Source organism: Mesorhizobium sp. NZP2077, from assembly GCF_013170805.1.
Classification (GTDB): domain Bacteria; phylum Pseudomonadota; class Alphaproteobacteria; order Rhizobiales; family Rhizobiaceae; genus Mesorhizobium.
Window position 1 is genome coordinate 2,364,507 of the sequence record NZ_CP051293.1, and the last position, 17,678, is coordinate 2,382,184.

At 58.0% G+C, this 17,678-nt stretch carries 14 protein-coding genes and 5 pseudogenes; 14 read left to right on the top strand and 5 right to left on the bottom strand.

The genetic code is table 11. The features are described from left to right. Positions 1–100 precede the first annotated feature (100 nt). Positions 101–265, top strand: a pseudogene (locus HGP13_RS11540) (arginase family protein); the annotation flags it as partial. 100 nt (positions 266–365) lie between these two features. Then, positions 366–1,147: pseudogene (locus tag HGP13_RS11545) on the top strand (IS5 family transposase). 259 nt (positions 1,148–1,406) lie between these two features. On the opposite strand, the gene HGP13_RS11550 reads toward HGP13_RS11545, so the two are convergent. Together HGP13_RS11550 and HGP13_RS11555 are read right to left on the bottom strand one after the other, a co-directional pair. After that, entirely contained in the window at positions 1,407–2,531 is a 1,125-nt protein-coding gene (locus HGP13_RS11550; RefSeq protein ID WP_172225053.1) for a porin, read from the bottom strand. A gap of 372 nt (positions 2,532–2,903) precedes the next feature. Then, positions 2,904–3,548 carry a hypothetical protein gene (locus HGP13_RS11555; protein WP_246707334.1) on the bottom strand — a complete coding sequence of 215 codons (645 nt, stop codon included), beginning with the start codon at positions 3,546–3,548 and terminating at the stop codon, positions 2,904–2,906. A gap of 93 nt (positions 3,549–3,641) precedes the next feature. Here HGP13_RS11555 and HGP13_RS11560 point away from each other — a divergent pair. From HGP13_RS11560 to HGP13_RS37805, 7 genes and pseudogenes are all read left to right on the top strand, one after another. Next, positions 3,642–4,611 (top strand): IS630 family transposase gene (locus HGP13_RS11560; protein WP_246707335.1). Its coding sequence is split into 2 segments (ribosomal slippage): positions 3,642–3,977 and positions 3,979–4,611, totalling 969 coding nucleotides; the frame shifts between segments, so codons are not numbered across the junction. After that, complete coding sequence (locus HGP13_RS38535; protein ID WP_172225057.1) at positions 4,586–5,032, top strand: transposase; 447 nt, start codon at positions 4,586–4,588, stop codon at positions 5,030–5,032. Before HGP13_RS11560 ends, HGP13_RS38535 begins: the two co-directional genes overlap by 26 nt. Continuing rightward, the gene (tnpB, locus tag HGP13_RS11570) at positions 5,029–5,385 is read left to right on the top strand and encodes an IS66 family insertion sequence element accessory protein TnpB (RefSeq protein ID WP_023772705.1); all 357 of its coding nucleotides are present in this window, start codon (positions 5,029–5,031) and stop codon (positions 5,383–5,385) included. Before HGP13_RS38535 ends, tnpB begins: the two co-directional genes overlap by 4 nt. Before the next feature lie 109 nt (positions 5,386–5,494). Beyond that, the gene (locus tag HGP13_RS11575; protein WP_172234673.1) at positions 5,495–6,973 is read left to right on the top strand and encodes an IS66 family transposase; all 1,479 of its coding nucleotides are present in this window, start codon (positions 5,495–5,497) and stop codon (positions 6,971–6,973) included. Further along, positions 6,974–7,075: pseudogene (locus tag HGP13_RS37800) on the top strand (IS630 family transposase); the annotation flags it as partial. 211 nt (positions 7,076–7,286) lie between these two features. Next, positions 7,287–8,003 (top strand): annotated as a pseudogene (locus HGP13_RS11580) (IS5 family transposase). Between the two features lie 22 nt (positions 8,004–8,025). Next, a pseudogene (locus HGP13_RS37805) lies at positions 8,026–8,183 on the top strand (agmatinase); the annotation flags it as partial. A 121-nt stretch (positions 8,184–8,304) separates the two neighbouring features. Here HGP13_RS37805 and HGP13_RS11585 read toward each other — a convergent pair. From HGP13_RS11585 to HGP13_RS11595, 3 genes are read right to left on the bottom strand one after another with little or no spacing between them, the layout of a single operon-like run. Then, the gene (locus HGP13_RS11585; RefSeq protein WP_109659056.1) at positions 8,305–9,147 is read right to left on the bottom strand and encodes a metallophosphoesterase; all 843 of its coding nucleotides are present in this window, start codon (positions 9,145–9,147) and stop codon (positions 8,305–8,307) included. Next, positions 9,144–10,673, bottom strand: coding sequence for a nucleotide pyrophosphatase/phosphodiesterase family protein (locus HGP13_RS11590; protein ID WP_109659058.1), 1,530 nt, complete (start codon positions 10,671–10,673; stop codon positions 9,144–9,146). Before HGP13_RS11590 ends, HGP13_RS11585 begins: the two co-directional genes overlap by 4 nt. Then, positions 10,663–11,478: a DeoR/GlpR family DNA-binding transcription regulator gene (locus tag HGP13_RS11595; RefSeq protein ID WP_109661190.1), complete on the bottom strand. Its 816-nt coding sequence runs from the start codon at positions 11,476–11,478 to the stop codon at positions 10,663–10,665. The genes HGP13_RS11590 and HGP13_RS11595 overlap by 11 nt, the downstream gene beginning before the upstream one ends. 598 nt (positions 11,479–12,076) lie before the next feature. On the opposite strand from HGP13_RS11595, the gene HGP13_RS11600 reads away from it, so the two are divergent. From HGP13_RS11600 to HGP13_RS11620, 5 genes are all read left to right on the top strand, one after another. Further along, positions 12,077–13,183, top strand: coding sequence for an ABC transporter substrate-binding protein (locus tag HGP13_RS11600; protein ID WP_109659060.1), 1,107 nt, complete (start codon positions 12,077–12,079; stop codon positions 13,181–13,183). A gap of 145 nt (positions 13,184–13,328) precedes the next feature. Continuing rightward, complete coding sequence (locus tag HGP13_RS11605) at positions 13,329–14,117, top strand: ABC transporter permease subunit (protein WP_245951684.1); 789 nt, start codon at positions 13,329–13,331, stop codon at positions 14,115–14,117. An 8-nt stretch (positions 14,118–14,125) separates the two neighbouring features. Continuing rightward, the gene (locus HGP13_RS11610) at positions 14,126–14,908 is read left to right on the top strand and encodes an ABC transporter permease subunit (protein WP_170136690.1); all 783 of its coding nucleotides are present in this window, start codon (positions 14,126–14,128) and stop codon (positions 14,906–14,908) included. After that, the gene (locus tag HGP13_RS11615; RefSeq protein ID WP_109659066.1) at positions 14,905–15,996 is read left to right on the top strand and encodes an ABC transporter ATP-binding protein; all 1,092 of its coding nucleotides are present in this window, start codon (positions 14,905–14,907) and stop codon (positions 15,994–15,996) included. Before HGP13_RS11610 ends, HGP13_RS11615 begins: the two co-directional genes overlap by 4 nt. A 395-nt stretch (positions 15,997–16,391) precedes the next feature. After that, the gene (locus HGP13_RS11620) at positions 16,392–17,678 is read left to right on the top strand and encodes an aminotransferase class V-fold PLP-dependent enzyme (protein WP_109659068.1); all 1,287 of its coding nucleotides are present in this window, start codon (positions 16,392–16,394) and stop codon (positions 17,676–17,678) included.

Sequence of the window (17,678 nt, forward strand, 5' to 3'; positions counted from 1 at the left end):
ACGCGATCAATGTCCGTCCCCGATCGCAGGCGCGCCTTCAACGTATTCCTGCTCCAACACCGGAGCCAGCGCTGCAACCAGCCCGGCAGAAAGTCCGACCGCTGGTGTTCTTCCTCTCTCAGTGGGCGGCGATCATTCGATAACTTACCCGATCCTGAAAGCCGTCGGAAAGAAGGCTCCTGTCGGATTGATTCATATAGACGCCCACTGCGACACCGGCGGTACGTTCGACCTTACCAAGTTCCATCACGGCGGCCCTTTTCAGAGGCCGTTTGGAAAATCGGAAAATTGGGATTTCGGCGGAGGCGGGTTTGTGGTTCATCTTGGGGATGTGGACCAAACAGAGCCGTGGCCGGATGGCCTAGATCGCCAAGAAGACCCAGCGCTACCCGTCCGATCTGACGGACGAAGAGTGGGAACAGATCGCTGCGCTGATGGCTAAGCCTGGGCGTCGCGGCCGCCCGCGCGAGGTTGTGAGGTAATTAACGCGGTGCGCTACCTCGTGCGCTCGGGTTGCGGCTGGCGGATGCTGCCGATCCATTTCGGCGCCTGGCAGACGGTCTACGGCTGGTTTCGCGAGTTGGCGCGGCGCTTTCTGTTCCAGACCATTCACGACGTGGCGCTGATGCTGGACCGCCAGCGGGCCGGGCGCGAGGCCAGCCCCACGGCTGGCGTGATCGACAGCCAGTAGGTCAAGGCGCCGCAAGCTGAAAACAAGGGGTACGACGCCGGCAAGAAGATTGTCGGCCGCAAGCGCCACATCGCCGTCGATACCGACGGGCGGTTGTTGATGGTCAACCTGAGGCCGGCCGACATCTCCGACAGCGCCGGCGCACAGGCGATTCTGGATGGTATCCGCAAGCGCTGGCCCTGGGTGAAGCATCTGTTCGCCGACGGCGCCTACGACCGGCTCACGTTCACGGACAAGGCCGCCTACCTCGATTTCGTGGTCGAGATCATCCGTCGCTCCGACGACCAGAAGGGCTTCCAGGTTCTGCCCCGCCGCTGGGTCGTCGAGCGGACCTTCGGCTGGATGACAAGATGGCGCCGCCTAGTGCGCGACTACGAGCAGCGTAACGATGTCTCGCAAGCCATGATCCTCGTCGCTATGGGCGGAAATCTTATCCGCAGAACCGCTCATCTGTGAGTTTCCAAACTCTTACATCGCCTTCGACCTTCGGGTGAAATGGAGTCATTTTGTATGGCAACAATGAAGGGCGCCTTGCTCAAGGGCGCCCTTCGCATCGGCGGCACGCTTCGATCCGGGGAGTACAGACCTTAGCATTCTGGAGGAGCCGCCGATGAGCGCTGTTTGGTATTCCGCTTCGCCATCGCTGGCTGGATTAGCGAAGCCTGGTGTCCGCAACCGCAATGCTGCGGGCACCCTGGTTCAATGGTGCGATCCGCTAGAACGAGCGCTGGAAGCGGAGGATACCGCCGATGCTGTTTTCCTTGTCGGCCTTGGTCCAGTTGGTGACGGTGTCTGCGCCGACATGCAGATAGTCGACTTCGGCCGTGACCTTGAAGCCCTTGACGATTTCATAGGCAATGTTCGCAGCTACGCCGAAGTTCTTGCCTTCGTCATAGGAGAGCTGGGTGTTGAACGAAGTCTTCTCGTTGATGGTGTAGGTGCCACCACCCCAGATCGCCCAGTTGCCGCTCCACTGCTTGTAGAAGCCGCGGCCGTGCGCGTCGATAGCGTTGCCCGCGTCGTCCAAGAGGTTGTCGTCGGTGCCGTAGCCACCCATGATGAATAGTGACAGGTTGTCCATCGGCTTTACGTCCAAGCGGACCTTGCCGGCCACTTCCTCGTAGTTGCTGTCGTAGGCGACGACGCCGGTGATGGCGCCCCAGCCCTGCGTGTACTTCACGCCGCCGACGACATGCGGAACATAGCTGTCGATCGTGCCGACCGCGCCGGAGCCCTCTTCGAGCGAGGCCACGGCCGTGAAGCCATTGCCGGCGTCGAAGTAGTACTGCACGACGTTGGTGTCGAAATCGCCGTAAGGAACCAGCGTATCCTGGATGACGGCGCCGGCGTAGCCGATGAAGGTGTCGAAGGCCGATTCGTCCTTACCGACGCGCAGACCACCGAGTTGGATCCAGGCGAATTTCACCGAGACGCCCTTGTCGAAGGCGGTATTGCTGGTTGCCGTGTTGCCGAAGTTGAAGCGCATTTCGGTGTAGGTCTTTAAGGTGCCTAGCTCGGTTTCCTGGCCGGTCCAGGTCTTAAAGGTGAAGCGGGCGTTCTTCTTCCAGGTGTCCTGGATATCGCCGTCCTGGCGGTCCGTGGCGAGTGCACCATCGAACGAGCCAATGTCGCCGGCGCCGATGTCATAGCGGACATAGCCGCCTATGCGCAGGCAGGTTTCGGTGCCCGGAATATAGAAATAGCCGGCGCCGTAGACGTCGCAGATCTTGACGTATTCGGCCGGTTCCGGCTCGGCGACGACGACCGCGTCGGCCGCACGCGCGCCCGTAACTGCGATCAGAGCCGCAGCGGAGCCGAGAAGAAGGCTCTTGATGTTCATTTTGATCTCCACTCAAAAGATTAAAAAAAGGGCCAGGGTATCTTTGCTGAAAGACAGCACCCCCTCCCATTCCCCACGATCGAGAACCATGCGCACCACGCTGCTCCCTCGCAGTTTGACGCTACCGGCTGCGTTGAATTATTCAATACTTCTGGCGCTTGGCGCAGCGGTATATACAGCAACTGTTGCAGTTATGTCGCGAAAATACAAATATATACTGCACTATTGGTACAAACTATACAAACAGATCAATCTGTACAATTGGAAATAGCTGGCAGATATACACGAATCAATGGGGGGGCGGTGCGCACGCGCTCGGCCGGCATCGCTGCCAGCCGACGCTGATTTGCAGCTGGGCCCGTGAGTTCGGCTTTATGTCAAGGAAAAGTCTCGTGCGGCCAAAACGACTTCTTCAGCCAGATCTTGCCTGAGCATTTCTATGGGAACGCGACCATCGAGAAGCGGCGAAGGACGGATCAGCCAGAACCAGGCCAGTCTTGGATTGGAGATCGAGGCGAGCACCTGCCGAATTCCAGGTGCTGGCCTGCCGTCGATGAACTGAGCCAACGGGAACACATGCTTGCGGGCGCCTTTTCGCAGTGCCACCACGTCGTTTTGCCGTTGCCACCAATGCAGTGTCGATCGCGGTATGCCGAAGCGTTTTTCCAGATATGTTGGCCCTGCAACCTGACCAGCCCAGTCTTGAATGCCAAGGCAATCGCTTTGCTGATCTCGCGTTTTTTGGACTGCGCTCCCATGAGCGCCCTCGGTTCGAACCGTGAGCGGAACTCCCTCACGAGCGCCGGCACTGAAATCTCGCGCTGCTTCGGCCGCGAGCCTGTGAACAAATTCGGAGGCCAGGGCGGTCAAATCGTCATGAACCGCTCGTTTGCGAGTTAGCGAAGGTAGATCGGTGCCAGCGATGTTGCCAGCGCTCATGTGGGCTGGGGTTGAAGTGTGTGCCTCTATGACCTCGTCTAATTGAGCCAGGACGCGCCGGACCTCTTTTGCAACCAAGCTAGAGCGTTTCCTCTTTTGAGAGAATCGTAGGATTCCCAAATCAGGGCGATTGTGATTCAAGATGCTGGCTGGATTGGAGGCCAGCATCTGATGACGCGAGCGCTTTCAAACGATCTTCGTGAGCGTGTTGTTGAGGCAGTTGGCGCCGGTGAAAACTGCCGTGCAGTGGCATCGCGCTTTGGCGTTGCAGTTTCCTCGGTGGTGAAGTGGTCGCAGCGTTACCGTGCAACGGGTTCGGTGGCGCCGGGCAAGATGGGCGGACACCGCAAGCGGGTTCTTGAGCCGCATCGGGCCTTCATCGTGGAGCGGATTAATCAGACCTCTGAACTGACGCTGCATCGGCTGAAGGACGAGTTGGATGCGCGCGGGGTCAAGGTCTCGCACAATACGGTCTGGATGTTCTTGAGGCGCGAGGGCCTGAGCTTCAAAAAAAACGCTGTTCGCCCTTGAGCAGGCGCGCGCCGATATTGCCCGCAGGCGCCGGCGATGGCGATCCTGGCAGGCCGGCCTCGATCCGCAGTGCCTTGTCTTCATCGATGAGACGTGGATCAAGACCAACATGGCTCCACTGCGCGGTTGGGGGCCGAAGGGCAAGCGGCTGCGCGGCTTGGCTCCGCACGGCCACTGGCGTACGCTGACCTTCCTCGGCGCGCTGCGCTGGGATCGGCTAGCGGCACCTTGCGTGTTCGACGGCCCGATCAACGGCCAATGCTTCCGGGCCTATGTCGAGCAACAGCTCGTCACCGTGCTGAAGCCCGGCGATATCGTCGTCATGGATAATCTGGGAAGTCATAAGTCGGCGGCCATCAGGCAGATGATCAAGGCTGCCGGCGCCAGGCTCTGGTACCTGCCGCCCTATTCTCCAGACCTCAATCCGATCGAGCAGGCCTTCGCCAAGATCAAACACTGGATGCGCCAAGCCCAAAAACGCACCATTGAGGACACATGGCGCCACATCGTAAGCGCTGTCCCGTTGGCACCTTTCGCGCGTTGTCGTGAGCGACGATGCTCGGAGCCTTTGAGGGCTTCGACACATGACGATTTCAGAGCTTACGCTTAAGTCCAGGGACGAGGAGCCGGTTCGACGGCTTGAGATATTCACGGGTTCTGGACGGCGGCGCGAATGGTTGCCGGAGGAGAAAGCGCGGATCGTGGCGGAAAGCTACGATGCTGGCGAGACCGTGAGCGCGGTGGCTCGGCGACATGCATTGTCCCCGCAGCAGCTGTTCGCCTGGCGCCGGTCCGCGCGGGTGCCGTTGGCGAATGCGCCGGCACCGGAGCCGTTGTTTGTTCCAGCGGTGGTCGCGGCACAGGAGCCCGAACCGGCGGGGAAGCGCGCGAGATCGACACGGAGGCGGAAGGCCGCGCGAGAAACCGGCGTGATAGAGCTGGAGATTGACGGCGTCGCCATGCGGGTCGGTCGTGGCGCCGACGCCAGGACGGTGGCTGCGGTGATCCGTGCGCTGAAGGCGCCGTCGTGATCGGGCCGACGGGTGTGGTCAAGGTGATGGTCGCGACGAAGCCGGTGGACTTCCGCAAGGGGGCCGAGGGCCTGGCGGCGCTGGTGCGCGAGACGATGGGCGCCGATCCGTTCTCTGGCGCGGTCTACGTCTTCAGGGCCAAGCGCGCTGACCGGGTCAAGCTGGTGTACTTCGACGGCACCGGCGTGTGCCTGCTGGCGAAGCGTCTGGAGGACGGGAAGTTCTGCTGGCCTGCCATCACCGATGGCGTGGTGAGGTTGTCGGCGGCGCAATTGCAGGCGCTCCTGGAAGGGTTGGATTGGCGGCGCGTGCATGACGCCCGCGAGACGCGCGCGCCGGTCGCGGCAAGTTGATTCCATGGGAGGCTAGAGGCGCTGGCAAAGCATTGGAATGCATGATTGAATCGGCCTTGTGAGCAACCCGGCCGAGCCTCAGACCAACGATCCGATCGCGCTTCAGGCGATGCTCGCGGCGGAGCGCGCCGAGAACGAGCGGCTGCGCCAGATCATCAAGGAACTGCAGCGCCACCGCTTCGGCCGCAGGGCAGAGAGCCTGCCGGTCGACCAGCTGCTGCTGGGCCTGGAAGAGGCCGAGCAGATCGAGGCTGAAGGCTTCGCCGCGGAGGACACCGCCGATACTGCCAAGCGCGAGGCTCGCGCCAGGAAGCGCCGCGCCAACCGTGGATCACTGCCCGCGCATCTGCCGCGTATCGAGCAGATCATCGACATTCCCGACAAGATCTGCCCGTGCTGCAAGGGAATGCTGCATGTCATGGGCGAGGATCGCTCCGAGCGCCTCGACATCGTGCCGGCCCAATTCCGCGTCATCGTCACGCGCCGACCGAAATACGCCTGCCGGAGCTGCGAGGAGGTCGTGGTGCAGGCACCGGCTCCGCCACGGCTTGTCGAGGGCGGCATCCCGACTGAGGCGACCGTCGCCCATGTGCTGGTCTCCAAGTACGCCGACCATCTTCCCCTGTATCGCCAGGCGCAAATCTACGCCCGCCAAGGCGTGAACCTGGATCGCTCGACGCTTGCCGATTGGGTCGGCAAGGCGGCTTTCCTGCTCCGCCCCATCCACGAGCGGTTGTTCGAGCGGCTGAAGGCGTCCGGGAAGCTCTTCGCCGACGAGACCACGGCGCCGGTGCTCGATCCCGGGCGCGGCCGCACCAAGACGGGCCAGCTGTTCGCTTATGCTCGCGACGATCGCCCCTGGGGCGGGATCGATCCACCCGGCGTCGCCTATCTCTATGCACCCGACCGCAAGGCCGAACAGCCACTGCGGCACCTTCACGGCTTCGTCGGGGTCCTGCAAGTCGACGGCTACGCTGGATACCGGGCGTTGGCCGAGCGCAATGCCGTGAGCCTGGCGTTCTGCTGGGCGCATGTCCGTCGACGCTTCTACGAACTGGCCCAGTCCGGGCCCGCGCCGATCGCCACGGAGGCGCTCCAGCGCATCGCCGAGCTCTACAAGATCGAGAACGAGATACGGGGACGCTCGCCCGAAGAGCGGCGCACCGCGCGCCAGGAGAGAAGCCGCCCCATCATCGATACCCTCCAGCCATGGCTGCGCGAGAAGCTCGCCCTGGTCAGCCAGAAGAGCAAGCTCGCTGAAGCAATCCGCTACCCGCTCTCGCGCTGGGCCGGACTTGGTCGCTTCCTCGACGACGGCCGCGTCGAGATCGACTCCAACGTCGTCGAACGCTCGATCAGGCCAATCGCCCTCAATCGGAAGAATGCGCTCTTCGCCGGTTCCGACGGCGGTGGCGAGCACTGGGCGACCATCGCCTCGCTCGTAGAAACCGCGAAACTCAACGGCGTCGACCCGTACGCCTACCTTGCCGACGTCATCACCCGCATCGTCGCAGGCCATCCGCAAAGCCAGCTCGACGACCTGCTGCCCTGGGCCTATGCCACCGCGCCACTCAAGGCCGTGGCCTGAGAACAGCGGTTACGCCACATCGGCCACCTCGTCGAAACGATCGAGGCAGCCGAATGCAAGAACTACTTCCAAAACGCAGGCTACGCTTCTGTCAAAACGTGAAAGGCTCTAGAGAGCTTGTCCTGGCGAGGTTCTTTTTCAAAATCAAATGATTTTGCCATGTGTGGTCCCCTGCCGCGTAAGAGTCCCGCGTCCTGCGCGATCGATTTGTGATTATTGGCTATGTATGTGGACACGAGCGACCCGAGGCCCGATGGCTCGGCTCGAGACGAAGCGTTGTCCGATCGATCTCACCGATGAGTAATGGGATCGGATTGCCCTGTTGCTGCAGAAGCCGGCCAGGCGAGCCGTAGGCTTAGAATCGACCTGCGCGAGGTTCTCAACGTGATCCGCCACATGACGCGTACGGGGGGCGGCCGTCAGATACCGAAGGACTTTCCGCCCTGGCAAACGGTCTACTGGTGGTCCCGACGTTTTGTACAACTGACGCTGTTTTGCATGATCTGCAACATCGCCGGGATGCTCGATCGCGAGCGGGGCGGGCGCGAAGCCAGCCCGAGCGCCGGTATTATCGAAAGCTAGACCTTCAAAGCACCTTCGCTGGACGCCGAGCGAGGCCATGATACGGCCAGGAAGATGGCCGGGCGTAAGAGCCCGGTCGACACCGATGGGCGGCTGCTGATTGTCAATCTCCCGCGGGCCAACATCTCCGACAGCCCCGGAGTGCAGATGATCCTCAAGTCTATCTGCTGGCCAGGGATCAAGCATTTTTTCGCCGACGGCGCCTACGATCGCAGGCAATTGAGGCAGTAGGCGGCGTTCCTCGACTTCGTCTTCGAAGTGGGGGCGCGGCATCGACACCGAGGCCGGTTTCAAGGTACTGCCCAGGTGTTGGGTCGTCGAGCGAACCTTCGACTGGTTCGCACGCTGGCGCAGCCTCTTGCGCGACTGCGAACAGTGCGTCGACACCTCCGAAGCCACGAAACGCGTCGCTGTGGGAAGTCTCTTGCTGCACAGGATCAGCCATTGAACGAATTCCCAAACGGACTCTTACCAAGTTCCATCACGGCGGCAGTGCTCGACGGAGTTCTCGACTCCATACGGACGATCCAGATCAGTCTCAGGAGTGGGGGCCGAGTGGCTCTGGGAGTTTTCTTACGCATCCGGAATGACCGTCATACACGAAAGAGAGGTGTCATCACTTGGCATTGGGGCAAACTGGCTATCCTTGAACATTAAACTCTCCCAAAACAATCGAAGGGTTCCTTGCCATACCTGTCGGCAACCAAAACATTGCAACAGATCCGAAACAGGTTGTTCAATCCACCGCATCAATCGGCGTGTGTTGAATGATCGCCTTTAACGCTGAGGAGGTGGCGAGTTCTATCCTCCAGAATTACGCAATTAAGAACTCCGCGGGTGTAAATTTCCGTGTCAACGTTAATTCTGTTCGGCAGGCTTTCCACGTTCTCGGCCGGGGTATGTCCATGGACCACTACTTTCCCGAAATCCTTTCTTGACTCCAAGAATTTGTACCGGATCCAAGTCAGATCATGATCAGTCTGCTGATCGAGCGGGATATCCGGATCAACACCCGCGTGGGCAAAAAAGTAGTCACCAAATTCAAAGTGGCTCTGTAAAGAACGAAAGAACGCCATATGTTCCAGTGGCACTAAGTTCAAGAATTGACGACGGACATCCTCGGCAACCAAGGGGTTCTTGATGCCTGCTTCAATCTGCGACAAGGGCACCCCATACGAACAGAGAGTCTGCAGACCTCCTTTTCGACCCCAGAGAGGAAGAACGGTACTGTCTTGTGCGAAATCGATGAGCCATTGCTCATGGTTACCTCTCAATAAAACACAGTCAAAGATTCCATTCGTCCGCAGTTCACAAAGTCTTTCGACCACGAGTTTTGAGTTCGGGCCACGATCAATATAGTCGCCAAGAAATATAATGATGGGGTTTGCGCCCGGCACCTCCGCCATATCTTCAGAGATTCTCCTCACCATGGAGTTGAGCTGAAAATCATAGCCGTGGATATCAGCGACCGCGTAGATCCGGCGAGAGGTCATCGGTGCTTGCGCTCTGATACGGAAGTGTTCCCAATCGCCACTTCTGAAATCCACCTCAAGTTGTATTCTAATGTTCTCCGCACGGACTTTGTTGGTCATTGTACCGCTCCGGCACGGGCACCTGTCGTAACGTCATTCGACATAGCCCCCTCAACGCCTCCTTCGTTCAGGTACATGCGGTCACCCAACTTGGTGACGCTGAGAACGGTTGGTTTGATGCCTCCCGACGATCGCATCTTCATACTGGTGACCTCGCTCAAGATCGACCTGTCTTCAGTGAGCTCGCTCAGGACCCTCCCGCTCATTGATGCTGGGCATGGAATACCTAATATGCTCAGGACTGTCGGAGCGATATCTGTGATCGAGCTTGGCGCATCCGCAACGAGCCCCTTCGCCTGCCCCGCTCCATAGGTGGCGAGAACGGCCGAAAGCTCGGCAGCGTGGAGACCGCCATGTGTTCCGCCACCCAGCCGCAAATCGTAGTCACCCGCATCATAGTAGGCACTACCACGGATGCCAGCTGCGCTGACGCCGAGACCGTCTGCAAGATTGACGCATAAATCTGGCGCGCGGGGTCCACCGGCACCAATGAGTTCGAGCGCCAGCGTGTTGGCCAAGATACCGTCAGGGCCCCCCGGATCAATGGCACGAGTAAATGCACCACCAAACCATTCTTGTTCACTCATGAAGCTCAAAACATCCCCGAGAAGTACGGGATCGAACCTTCGCATCCAGATTCCTGCTGCACGGCCAGGCCTCAAAAGAAGGTCAGTAGCATTATCCTCGAAAGACGAGTCTGCGGCAAAGCCGGCCTCTCGCAGTTCTTCTGCAACCGACAACAAACCACTAATAGTGATGTGCCCATGGTCTGACACGACGAAGATGCTGGTTTCGTCCCGGTCGGGTTGAAGGCTATGCCAAGAGAGAAGCTCTCCTACCACTTCGTCGCAAAGGCGCATCCTGTCATAATGTTCGGGCGAACCTAATCCGTACAAATGGGCGGCGCTGTCGACCTCTGTGAACCACAGGATAGATACGGCTGGACGATGGTGCGGCCATACTTCCCTCTGAAACAACTTGAGAGCTGTTTTCGGGCCGTCCACGGACAGACCTCCGGCTGGAATGTTTAGATTGCGATGCGCTCTCGCTGCGAAGTCATGAGGAAAGGAAGTCTGGGGATGTTTTACATTGAACCCAATTTGTCCGTACTTGTCACCTTGCCAATTCAACGCCGACAGAGCTCCAGGACCGCTGGATGTTATGACTGCGAGTTTTTTCTGTGCGTCACGCAAGATTTTCGCAAGCGATGTAGCGGTGACCAACCGCCCTTTGAGCCGATTGTCTGCAGCATACCAGTCGTGGGTAGTTTCAGTGAAAATCTGATTGGGGTCGGTGTCTCTAATGTAGAACTGATTACCGAAAATCCCGTTGGCTTCAGCGTTTGCTCCAGTGACGAGAGCAGTCAACGCGCCTCGTGTCTCGCTAGGGAAGACGGTCTTATGGTTCTTGCTCCAAGTGCCCTTTCGTCCCAATTCAGTCAGATTGGGCATCGTCCATTCATTGACCATGTCCGGTCTTAAGCCGTCGATGCCAAGAATAATGGCGGTTTTCGCTTCACAGATCATGTTGTTTAGTTCCAAAATTACTTGGGTAGATAACTTTGACGCCCGATTCATTGAAAGCGGTGACGAAGTCTTTTGGCGGAGCATGGTCCGTGACGATGGTGCCGATTTCTGATAGGGGAACGGAAACGTAAGAGCCAGAAGCGCCGAACTTGCTGTGGTCAGCAACAAAGATACGCCTTCTACTCCTCTGACAAAGTAGGCGCTTGAGATGCTGGTGGTATTTCTCGGCCTCGACCAACCCATGCACAGGGTTGATTCCGTAAGTACCCATAATGGCGGTGTCGAACACGCACTCGGAAATGGCCTCAAGCACCGCCTGGCCGCCCAAAGTGCCATCGGCGTGATTGTATTCGCCGCCGGTTAACACAACGCGATGCTTTGCTCCACCGTGGAGAGCCTCAGCAATTGCCGGCATGTTGGTCATCACGGAAATTGGAGGGCCGTCGTTAAGCGCTTTGGCAACTGAGAGCGTCGTGCTTCCATGCGTCAGGAATATCCATTCATCTTTCTCTATCAGCCTCGCCGCCAATGCTCCTATCGACGCTTTTTCGAGACTGAGGTTATTCACCCGGATGTCGATAGTAGCTGAACGCCCAGCGGGCATGGCGCCACCGTGCACACGGTAGACGAGCCCTTCCTTTTCCAACGCTGCGATATCGCGACGTATGGTCTCCATCGACACTGAGTACTGCTCTGCTAGCCCGGCAATGCTGATACTTGATCCAGCCTCGACCATTTCGGTTATTGCCTGCAGCCGACCAGCAGCAGGCAATCTGCCTATTCGTTGGCTTCCAACTTCGTTCATCCCGCGAGGCACTCCGTAGCCAGACTGGTATCTTTCGTGAGGAATAATGATATTTTGTGTATGCTGTCGTGTCAACGAGGCCAAACACCCGTTTCCCAAGAGGCTGGCCTAAGACGGCAGCTTCAAGATCGGCTTACGCCCAGAATAGGCGCCCAAATATGAAATCCGGGGAATCCATTGATGGGGATGCGGGAGTAGCCGTCTGGACTCAATCGGGGAAGTTATCCTAGGGAAGGAACCTAAAAACTCACATTGTCAAAGCCGCGCGTCCCCATAAACCTCGCATTGCATAACGCCACCTATCATTTTATCGGGGCTTCTTCCCGGCGGGGAAGGCCTTTGGAGTCTCCCGCCTCATCTCGTTTGGAATGTATAAGATATTGAAATTATTGCTATTTCGCGGGCAAGGCAGCTGACGAAAATCAGGGGGGCGGACCGAGCAAAACCCCTTGACAAATTAAAAGTCATAAAATACCAGTTATTATCTAATAATGTCACATAGATGTTACGCAAGGTCCATAATCTGGCTGTCGAAAGGGCGGCCTCATATGGGTGCCTCCAAGCCTGTTTGTGGGATCAAGAACTAGGAGAGAGAATCATGCGCGTGAATACAACTGCAGGACTGCTCGCCGGCGTGGCGATAATGGCACTGGCCGTCCTTCCCGCCGCTGCATCGGCACAGGACCTCGATGCCCTCGTTGCTGCCGCCAAAGCTGAAGGTCAATTGACAGTCATTGCCGTTTCACACGACTGGTGCGGTTATGGAGCCCTCATTCAGGGCTTCGAGGACAAGTACGGCCTCGTCGTAAATGAACTGAATCCGAACGCTGGTTCGGGAGAAGAACTTGCCACGATCAAGGCCAACATCGGCAACACAGGGCCGCAGGCTCCAGACGTCATCGACATTGGCATGGTGTTTGGTCCGACTGCCATGCAGGACGAACTACTGCAGCCGTACAAGGTCAAGACTTGGAATTCGATTCCGGACGCCGTTAAGGATCCGGAGGGTCACTGGTACGGCGACTATTATGGAGTGCTGGCATTCCTTGTGAACAAGGACGTGGTCCAGAAAAGCCCTGCTGATTGGTCTGATCTCCGCGATCCGATGTACAAGAAAAGCATCTCGGTGCCGGCAGACCCGAGAACGGCGAACAACGCGATCCTGAGCATTTATGCCGCCGGATTGGCCACTGGCGCGAAAACGGGTGCCGATGCAGCCAAGGCGGGTATAGAGTTCTACCGCCAACTCAATGAAATCGGTAATCTCGTTCCGACTTTCGGTAACGCCGCTGCAATTGCCAAAGGCGAAACGCCGATTACAACACGCTGGGACTTCAACGGTGTCATTTACAACGAGAACTTCCATGGCAATCCTCTCATTGAAACAATCGTCCCCAAGGTGACCGTCGCGGGCGTTTACGCCCAGGCGATCAGCAAGTATGCGCCTCATCCCAACGCGGCGAAGCTCTGGATGGAGTACTTGTATTCCGACGAAGGGCAGATCGGATTTCTGCACGGTCTCTGCCATCCGATCCGTTTCGACCAAATGCGGAAGGCAGGCTCAATCACGGATGAGATGGTCGCTAAACTTCCTCCATCCGGGGATAAAGTCGTGTTCCCGGAGCTTCAGGATCTGATCGAAGCCGGCAAGATTGTCGCTGAAAGCTGGACAACGACCATCAATGCGAATGCCAAGAAGAACTGAGGTGTCCCTGTCGGAGAAGGAAGTCGCTGAGTTGGGAATTTCCAAACCCAGCGAGCTTCCTATCACGCAGCGAGCTTCGGCGTTACGACGATTGGATTGGTCCGCGCTGATCGGCGTCGCGCCGTTTTTCATCTTCGCTCTCGTGATGATGGTCGCGCCAACAGTTGCGCTGATCGCCAACGCGTTTGTCGATCAGCAGGGGCACCTGACGTTCGGGAATTTCGCTGACCTCAACACGCCTGAGGTCACGGGGGCGTTTGCCGAGTCTATAAGGCTCTCTGCAGCGTCAGCCGTGCTTGGTGCAGTAATTGGCCTCGGCCTTGCTCTAAACGTCGGGCGCGGTATAGGCAGCACTCAGGTCCGTTCTATCGTGATGACATTCTGTGGCGTCGCTTCGAACTTCTCCGGCGTTCCGCTCGCCTTTGCGTTCGTCGCAACACTTGGACGTCTCGGATTGGTCACCGCAGCAATCAAGGCGGCCTTTGGCATAGATATTTATGCCGCTGGCTTCGATCTGGCCAGCTTCTGGGGGCTAACAGTCACCTATCTCTTTTTCCAGATCCCGATCACGGTTACGATCATGATGCCAGCCATTGATGGCTTGCGGAGAGACTGGCGCGAAGCTGCGTCAATCCTTGGCGCCAGCTCTTGGCAGTATTGGCGACATATCGGCCTGCCGATCTTGTGGCCCAGCCTCCTTGGGACACTAGCGCTCCTTTTCGCGAACTCGTTTGGGGCAATTGCCACAGCCTATGCCCTCACCGGTTACGCGGTGAACATCGTGCCGATTCTGCTCTATGCGCAGATCCGTGGTGACGTCCTGCACAACGAGAACCTCGGTGCTGCATTGGCGCTTGGCATGATCATCGTCATGGCATTTGCCAACGCCATCTATCTCGTCCTCCGCACCCGCGCTGAACGGTGGCTCCGATGATAAAAACCATGCATCTTCTTCGCTGGATCTGTCTGTCCTTAGGTGTTGCTTTCTTCCTGATGCCATTGATCAGTACAGCAAAGTTCTCGCTTAGCCTAAGGCGCGACGGCTATAGTCTCGATGCCTACCGTTACGTCTTCGCCGATCCGGATTTCATTTCGAGTTTCAGTTATTCGGCGCTCATCGCGTTGTGCACAATCTTCGTAGGTACTGTTCTCGTCGTGCCAACCGTATATTTGGTACGCCTGCGCCTGCCATGGCTTAGGCCGGTCGTCGAGTTTATCGTGCTGCTGCCGCTGATCGTTCCGCCGATAATATTGGTATTCGGTTATGTGCGGATGTTCTCCTCTTCATCGCTGATTCCTCTTACAGGAACGTCTCGCGGGTCAGATATATTGTTGATATGTGGTTACGTGACGCTAGCGCTTCCGTATCTGTACCGAGCTGTTGATACCGGCCTCCAAGCAATCAATGCCCGCGTGCTCACTGAAGCCGCAACAATTCTTGGCGCCAGACCAATCACTATTATCACCCGCATAATTCTACCCAATATAATGGTTTCTGTGCTGTCTGGTGCGTTCCTGACTTTCGCCGTTGTAATCAGTGAGTTCGTAATGGCGAGTCTTCTCACGAGGCCTGCCTTTGGCCCCTACATCCAGAGAGTTGGGGTCGCAAAGGCCTATGAACCGGCGGCATTGGTCATTCTGTCATTCTTCATTACCTGGACCGCCATGGGACTGGTCCAAATTTTGGCGCGCTTTTCCCCTCCTGTGCGAAGAGAGAGTAAATGAATCTGGTCGCGTCCTCCGCCAAAGCAAATGCCGCTCTTCACCTTTCCGGGGTCATCAAACGGTTCGGGGGGCATGAAGTCGTTCGCAATCTAGATCTTGAAGTACGGAAAGGCGAATTCATTTCGGTTCTTGGCCCATCCGGCTGCGGAAAGACTACGGTCTTGCGTATGATTGCAGGATTTGAGTATCCGACAACTGGCCGAATTCTGATTGATGGGAGAGATGTTTCCAGGTTGCGCCCAGATCAGCGCAACCTCGGAATGGTATTCCAATCTTACGCGTTGTTTCCGAATATGTCGGCTGCCGCCAACGTCGGCTTTGGTCTCAAAATCGCGGCCATGGCAGATCGAGACATTCAAAGGCGTGTTGCTGAAATGTTAGAACTCGTCGGCTTGACAGGATTGGAGCGGCGTTTTCCGTATGAGCTTTCGGGTGGCCAGCAACAGCGCGTGGCTTTGGCACGAGCGTTGGCAAAGAAACCAGCGATGCTCTTGCTTGATGAACCGCTCTCGGCACTTGATGCAAAGATTCGTCTTTCTTTGCGTGAACAGATTCGAGAGATCCAAACTGAACTCGGCATCACCACGCTTTTTGTGACACACGACCAGGAAGAGGCATTGTCGATGTCTGACCGGGTTGCGGTCATGAACAGCGGAAGGGTTGAGCAGTTTGGCACACCACTTGAAATCTACAATCGTCCGGCCACGCGTTTCGTCGCATCATTCGTTGGAACGCTTTCTGTCCTCAAGGCAACGTTATTGGACCCTGCGAGCGGGTCGGTGGAGGTCGCAACCGCGACTCTCAAAAATCTGGAACTTCCGCAGGGTTTAGCGCGGGGTGACCATCTCTCACTGGCAGTTCGGCCAGAAGCAATACGCTTTGGCGCCCGCAAAGGAGATGCCATACTGAGAGGCAAGGTTACGGGGGTTGGCTTTTATGGCTCTGTAATTCGGGTTCGCCTGATCGTTGGCAATGAGACAATCACTATTGACACGTTTAATACGCAGCTCTCCTCCCCGCCGTCGCGCGGCCAGGACGTTGATATTTCGATAGACCCCAAGAGCATGTTTGTGATGCGAGCCGAATAATGGGATCTCTTGCAACGTTTGGTTACCGACAGCATCGCAAGGATCCCTTCGATTGTTTTGGGAGAGTTTTGATGTTCAAGGGCCCCAGTTTGGCGTCACGACACGAAAGTGCGCCAGGTCATTGGCGGCTGCTTCTTCCGCGCGCGAATACGCGCGCCGCGTGGTACGAGACGCTTTTCGGCATAGGACGACATCGCTAAATCCATCTGGACGCATCAGGCCGGCACCACCGCCCTTGAGTGGAAAGTAGGGAATGGTCATAGCGATTGGCAGCCCGCACCCATGCACACGTCCAAGGCCGGCGCCGGGCCATGTCCGCGCGCTTCAACGGCCTGTGGCAAAGCCTCGGTAGACACGCGCCATCAACAACAAACGACGGATCGCAGGAGACGGATATGACACTGCGGCGCAACTTTCTCATGGGCAGCATGATCGCAGCGGCAGGAGCGGCAACCCTGCGGACCGCAGCGGCGGAAACCGTCGCCCTTCCCACAGCGGATACGTCGAATTTGGCGACCGACGACGGGTACTGGGCGGCCGTGCGAGACCTCTACGACGTGGACCGATCGATCGCCAATCTGGAGAACGGCTATTGGGGTATTATGGCACGGCCGGTGCTGGAGGTTTACCTGGAGAACACGCAGCGAGTGAACCGGCAAAATTCGCTCTATCACCGCAGCGCCTTCGGAACCGATTTCGAGAATGTCCGTACGCGCGTCGCTGCCGCTGTCGGCGCGCTGCCGGAGGAGGTCGCGCTGACGCGCGGCGCCACCGAAGCCCTGCAGGTCCTGATCACCGGCTACAACAAGCTGCAGCCTGGCGATGCGGTTCTCTATTGCGACCTCGACTACGATTCGATGCAATATGCGATGGCCATGCTGAAGGACCGGCGCGGCGTCGAGGTGAAGACCTTTTCCATCCCCGAACCGGTCACCCGCGAGGCGGTTCTCGAAACCTACAAGGAGGTTCTCGACCAGACGCCCAAGGCGAAACTGCTGCTTCTGACGCATCTTTCGCACCGGACCGGGCTGGTGATGCCGACCCGCGAGATCACCGACATGGCGCGGGAAAGGGGCGTCGACACAATCGTCGACGCGGCGCATTCCTGGGGACAGATATCCTTCAACGCAACCGATCTCGGCGCCGATTTCGTCGGCTTCAATCTGCACAAATGGATAGGTGCACCCGTCGGGATGGGTTTCTTCTACATCAAAAAAGGTCGGCTGGCCGATATCGACATCCATATGGGCGACCAGGACTGGCCGGCAGACGACATCCGCTCGCGCATCCACACCGGAACGCTGAACTTCGCCGCCGCCCTCAGCGTACCCGCGGCGCTCGACTTGCACGAGAAGATCGGGGCTGCGTCCAAGAACACGAGGCTAACCTATTTGCGCAACCAGTGGGTTGGGCCGGTCCGGGCGATGGAAACCTACGAAATCCTGACGCCCGACGACCAGAGCATGCATGCCGGCATCACCTCGTTCCGCGTCAAGAGCAAGGGGACGAAGGACGACAACAACGCTCTGGTGGCGAAACTGCGCGATGAGTTCAAGGTTCTGACGGTGTGCCGCGCCGGTGTAGCGGCCGGCCAGTGCATCCGTGTGTCGCCCGCTCTCTACACGACTGAGGCGGAGGTCGCCCGACTGGTCGAAGCGCTCGCCGTCATCAGCGGCGCTTAA

What these genes read in the sequence shown, in the direction of transcription:
- HGP13_RS11590 (WP_109659058.1), bottom strand. Translation starts at nt 10,673, where the DNA reads ATGATCTGTGAAGCGAAAACCGCCATTATTCTTGGCATCGACGGCTTA.
- HGP13_RS11575 (WP_172234673.1), top strand. Translation starts at nt 5,495, where the DNA reads ATGCTCGCGGCGGAGCGCGCCGAGAACGAGCGGCTGCGCCAGATCATC.
- HGP13_RS11620 (WP_109659068.1), top strand. Translation starts at nt 16,392, where the DNA reads ATGACACTGCGGCGCAACTTTCTCATGGGCAGCATGATCGCAGCGGCA.
- HGP13_RS38535 (WP_172225057.1), top strand. Translation starts at nt 4,586, where the DNA reads ATGACGATTTCAGAGCTTACGCTTAAGTCCAGGGACGAGGAGCCGGTT.
- HGP13_RS11550 (WP_172225053.1), bottom strand. Translation starts at nt 2,531, where the DNA reads ATGAACATCAAGAGCCTTCTTCTCGGCTCCGCTGCGGCTCTGATCGCA.
- HGP13_RS11610 (WP_170136690.1), top strand. Translation starts at nt 14,126, where the DNA reads ATGCATCTTCTTCGCTGGATCTGTCTGTCCTTAGGTGTTGCTTTCTTC.
- HGP13_RS11615 (WP_109659066.1), top strand. Translation starts at nt 14,905, where the DNA reads ATGAATCTGGTCGCGTCCTCCGCCAAAGCAAATGCCGCTCTTCACCTT.
- HGP13_RS11585 (WP_109659056.1), bottom strand. Translation starts at nt 9,147, where the DNA reads ATGACCAACAAAGTCCGTGCGGAGAACATTAGAATACAACTTGAGGTG.
- HGP13_RS11595 (WP_109661190.1), bottom strand. Translation starts at nt 11,478, where the DNA reads ATGAACGAAGTTGGAAGCCAACGAATAGGCAGATTGCCTGCTGCTGGT.
- HGP13_RS11605 (WP_245951684.1), top strand. Translation starts at nt 13,329, where the DNA reads ATGATGGTCGCGCCAACAGTTGCGCTGATCGCCAACGCGTTTGTCGAT.
- HGP13_RS11600 (WP_109659060.1), top strand. Translation starts at nt 12,077, where the DNA reads ATGCGCGTGAATACAACTGCAGGACTGCTCGCCGGCGTGGCGATAATG.